Origin of the sequence: Pedobacter sp., from assembly GCF_035317785.1 — a bacterium.
Taxonomy (GTDB): domain Bacteria; phylum Bacteroidota; class Bacteroidia; order Sphingobacteriales; family Sphingobacteriaceae; genus Pedobacter.
Window position 1 is genome coordinate 1 of sequence record NZ_DATHGC010000402.1, and the last position, 4533, is coordinate 4533.

Consider the following 4533-nt stretch of genomic DNA (forward strand, 5'->3'; position numbering starts at 1 on the left):
CTGATCCAGCCCGTCGATGGCAGCGTAACCTGGTTTATGGACAATGCCGCCGCCGCTTTACTCGACAGTTAAAGTAAAAATCTAAATAGTTATATTCGGCTCCGCAATAACCAGCATATAAATACCAGTTTATAAAAATAAATGAAGAAGCTAATAATCTTAACGATTACCTGTATCGCATTACTGAGCGCCTGCAACACCAAAGGAACAAAAGATACAAAAAATGTAAAAGATGCAACCGACCTGTCGGAACTCCCTAAATCAGACACCCTTAAGATAGATTTCAAACCGCACTGGGACATGCTGCTTATTCTCACCATCATGCCCGATTCCATTACCACAAACTGGAAATGGACCAAACAGGACAGGATTGATTTCAGAGAAAGTGTACAACAGCACAATTATTATGTAGACACTACACTGGAAAACGGCATCATTACAAAATTCAACAACGACTACATTAAAAGTCAAACAGCCAAAGGAACTTTTGAGCTGTCGGCCTACCGCATCGAAGACGGGCATTACGTCATCCTGACCAAAGAAAAAACCAAAGACGAGCAATATTTCACCACCTACGAGTTATTCAGAATAGGCGCTGTAGCTGTGCCGGAAAAAGAGATCATCGGAGACTACCGCAAGCATTTCTTAAAAGACACGACCAGAATGGCCTGTTTTAAAATCCTCGATAAAAATGCAAAATTTGATTACGACATTACTCAGCCCGGCAAGGTGCACATCAGGTTGAGAGACGTATACAAAGAGGAGACTCAAGGCTGTTTAAACGGCAATTCAATTGACCTGAAATTCGATAAGCATGTCAGACCTTTTGTGGTTGAAGGCATCAAATGGGAAGAGAAATAGCAGTCATTTAGTTGGATTTTTTCAGGTACTGATAGATTTCGCTGTTGGTAGAAAGAATGACCGAGGTCTTGTCATTAAACGTCTTTTCCAGGGTTTCCATAGATTTCAGAAAGCCGTACAGACTTTGTGACTGGCTGGACTGGTTATAAGCCGAAGCATAAATACCGGCGGCAGTAGCATCGGCCTTTCCCTTGATCTCCTCAGCCCTTTTAAAGGCCGCAGATTGAATATTCTTCAGTTCGCGGTCTTTCTCTCCGTTTATCTTTGAAGCCTCCCCCTGTCCTTCCGATCTGAACTTGTCAGCGATCCTGAACCTTTCACTTTTCATCCGTTCATACACCTGCGTCTGCACTTCCTGCACATAATTTATCCTTTTGAACCGGAAATCCAGTATTTTAATCCCCAGTTCAATGGCCTGCTTATTCGCAGACTTCAGGATCATCTCCTGCATTTTATTGCGGCCCACAAACACTACCGCCAGCGAATCGCCCAGCACCTCCCCTATCGAATCCAGTTCCGGCTTGCGGTTGCTGCTGCGCACCAGCTCTTCAATATTATTTTTAGCGACCACATTCCTGGTTTCTCCATCCAGAATATCATCCAGTCTGGACTGCGCCCCGCGTTCATTGGTCAGCCGTTTAAAGAACTGCAGAGGATCAGTGATCTGCCAGCGGGCATAGGTTTCCACAAAAATAAACTTCTTATCCTTGGTAGGCAATTGATTGGGATCACCCACCCATTCCATAAAACGCTTCTCAAAAACATTGGCCGTCTGAATAAAAGGGATTTTAAATTTTATGCCCGGAGTGGTGATCGCGTTGCCTACCGGCTTACCAAACTGGGTAACCACCACCTGCTCATATTCCCTTACCGTAAAACTGCTGGTCGTCAGGCAGATCAACACGAACAAAGCCGCAACTGCCATTATAATTTGTCTTCTCATCTTAGTCTTTTTTGGTGTTTTCCTTGTTCAGCTGCATTTGCAGCAAAGGCAATACATTAGCGCCGTTCTGATCCGTAATGATGACATTTCCCAGCTTAGAAAGAATGCTGGTCATGTTTTCCAGGTAGATCCGTTTTTTGGTCACCTCAGGAGCTTTCACATACTGGCTGTACAGGTCATTGAACCGGACCGCCTCACCCTGCGCATTGTTTACCCTTTCAATGGCATAGCCTTCCGCTTTCTGAATGGTCGCCTTGGCCTCACCGCTGGCCTTCGGGATCACCTTATTGTATTCAGACTTGGCCCGGTTGATCAGCGTTTCCTTTTCCTGCTGAGCCTCATTCACCGCATTAAACGCAGCTTTTACCGGATCAGGGGGGTTCACATCCTGCAGTACCACCTGCTCCACCTTTATACCCATGTTGTACTCATTGCAGATCTCCTGGATCAGCTGATGAAGCTTGATCGTTATTTCCGTACGTCCGATGGTCAGCACCTCATTGACCGTCCTGTCACCAACAATCTGCCGGGTCGCAGCCTCAGAAATGTTTCTCAGTGTACTTTCAGGGTTGCGCACCTTAAACAGATAATTGTACGCGTTATTGATCCTGTACTGCACCACCCATTCCACGTCCGCCAGGTTAAGGTCACCCGTAAGCATCAGAGATTCATCCTGCAGTCCCTCTTTTGAATATTCTGACGGCGATTCAACATCACTCGCAGACGAAGACCTGAACCCAAATTCCAGCTTTTGCTGCCGCTCTACAGGGACTTTGTGAACCGTCTCCAAAAACGGGATCTTAAGGTTCAGGCCAGGCTCCACCGTACGTGTGAATTTTCCCACCCTGGTGATGACACCCACCTCCTCCGTACCAATCTGAAAAATCGTGCCCCAAAGCACAATGATCACCGCAAGCCCAATTAAAATGAACCTCAAATTTTCCCGGACCTTCGTCCAGAAGGTCGATTGGCTAAAGCCGCTGCTAAAGTCTCTTTCTTTAAATTCCATTTATATCAATTGATAAAATTCAGTTTAAAACCGGCATATGCCGCAGAGAAAGGTACTCAAATTCGCTTGCTTCCACAACATGCAAACTTCCACAAGATAGTTACACAACCGGGATCGTCCAGGTTGTATCTTGCATTGCTGATCAGCCTCTGCAGCCACCAGCAAACCAACACGCATAACGAAACAATTTGATGAACCATGGAAAAAGAACTGGAAAAAGAAACAACCGGAATTCCACGCCGTGATTTTATAGGCAACCTCTCCAAAGCCGGTATATTAGGCACGTTAGCTGCGCTCGGGGCCTCAGTTCCTGGCAGCTCGGCTGCAGCAGTACTCCAGTCGCTGACCGCAGAGCCTGCCGAGGGTCACGTATTCCTGACCAAACCCTACCTGCAGCTCCCAAATCCGGACAGCATGACCATCCGGTGGATCACCAATAAACTATGCTACAGCTGGGTCGAATACGGCGAAGGCGACAACACCCATACCAAAGCACATCATGTCATAGAAGGGCTCGTAGATGCCCACAACAGGATCAACAAAGTTACCTTGTCTGGTTTAAAACCCGGCACCAGATACAGCTACAAGGTCCTCTCCAAAGAAATCGTTGATTTTAAGCCCTATGCCCTGAAATACGGAGAGACCATCAGCAGCGAAACCTACTCCTTTACCACACCCAAAGAAAACCCTGACAGCGTTTCCTGGCTCATCATGAACGACATCCACGACAGGCCCCTTTCCATTCCGCACCTCATGAAACTCAATGGATCGGACCATTACGATTATGTGTTTTACAACGGCGATATCTTTGACTATCAAACAGATGAAAAGCAGATCATCGACCACATGCTCAACCCCTCCACCGAAGCCTTTGCAAGCACCAAGCCCTTTCTGTACGTACGCGGCAACCACGAAACCCGTGGTAAATTCAGAGGTGAACTGAAGAACTACTTCTCCAGCAAAGATGACAAAGGCTTCTTCGCTTACAAATGGGGTCCTGTTTTCAACCTGGTACTCGATACCGGTGAAGACAAGCCAGACGACGCCCCGGTATACGCAGGAATCGTTGATTTTGACGGCTACCGCAGAGAGCAAGCCAAATGGGCCGAGGAAGTCATGAGATCTGATGCATTTAAAAAAGCGAAATTCCGTGTGGTCATGATGCACATCCCCCACTTTCATTCCGGTGACTGGCACGGGCCGATGCATTGCCGGGAACTGTATGCACCCTTATTTGCCAAATACAAAGTAGACATCGTGTTTTCCGGGCACACCCATAAATTCGGCGTATGGCCGCCTTCGGCAGAACATCCCTACCCGATCATCATTGGCGGCGGCCCGCAGGACGGAAACCGCACCCTCACCAAGATCACTGCCAATAAGAAAACACTGGAACTGAAAATGCTTAAAGATGACGGTACAGAAGTAGGAAAATATACGATCAGCAGCTAAACCGAAGGTCTTAGTTTCAACAGGTTTCCGACCTCAAAACCACCGGCTGTACCTCCATGCTTCAGCAACGCCATATCCTTTCCGGTTTTTCTCAAAGCAACATCCCTGAACCGGGAAAGCGCAAGCTCCAAACTGGCCATATCATCCGCTGAAGCCCCCTTCTGCGGACCAAATACAGCGGCAGCCCCATCGGGCCCCAACAGTTTATTATCCACATCACATAAAACAACGATCTCACAAGAGGACAACCGTCTATCCAACCCCAAAA

Annotated in this window: 5 protein-coding genes; 2 read left to right on the forward strand and 3 right to left on the reverse strand. The window is 47.2% G+C overall.

The annotated features are described in order from the left end of the window. Window positions 1-141: 141 nt before the first annotated feature. Window positions 142-861 (forward strand): hypothetical protein, encoded by a 720-nt coding sequence (locus VK541_RS25320; protein ID WP_324373441.1) that lies wholly within the window; start codon window positions 142-144, stop codon window positions 859-861. Window positions 862-868: 7 nt separating this feature from the next. Here VK541_RS25320 and hflC read toward each other — a convergent pair whose 3' ends face one another. Both hflC and hflK read right to left on the reverse strand, forming a co-directional pair. Continuing rightward, window positions 869-1804 carry a protease modulator HflC gene (gene hflC / locus VK541_RS25325; protein ID WP_324373442.1) on the reverse strand — a complete coding sequence of 312 codons (936 nt, stop codon included), beginning with the start codon at window positions 1802-1804 and terminating at the stop codon, window positions 869-871. Between the two features lies 1 nt (window position 1805). Continuing rightward, window positions 1806-2813: an FtsH protease activity modulator HflK gene (gene hflK / locus VK541_RS25330; RefSeq protein ID WP_324373443.1), complete on the reverse strand. Its 1008-nt coding sequence runs from the start codon at window positions 2811-2813 to the stop codon at window positions 1806-1808. 198 nt (window positions 2814-3011) lie between these two features. Here hflK and VK541_RS25335 point away from each other — a divergent pair, with 198 nt between their 5' ends. Beyond that, complete coding sequence (locus tag VK541_RS25335; RefSeq protein WP_324373445.1) at window positions 3012-4265, forward strand: FN3 domain-containing metallophosphoesterase family protein; 1254 nt, start codon at window positions 3012-3014, stop codon at window positions 4263-4265. Here VK541_RS25335 and VK541_RS25340 read toward each other — a convergent pair. After that, on the reverse strand, window positions 4262-4533 hold a 272-nt coding region (locus VK541_RS25340), incomplete at its 5' end, for a glycerate kinase (protein WP_324373446.1). The two genes, VK541_RS25335 and VK541_RS25340, sit on opposite strands and share 4 nt — an antisense overlap.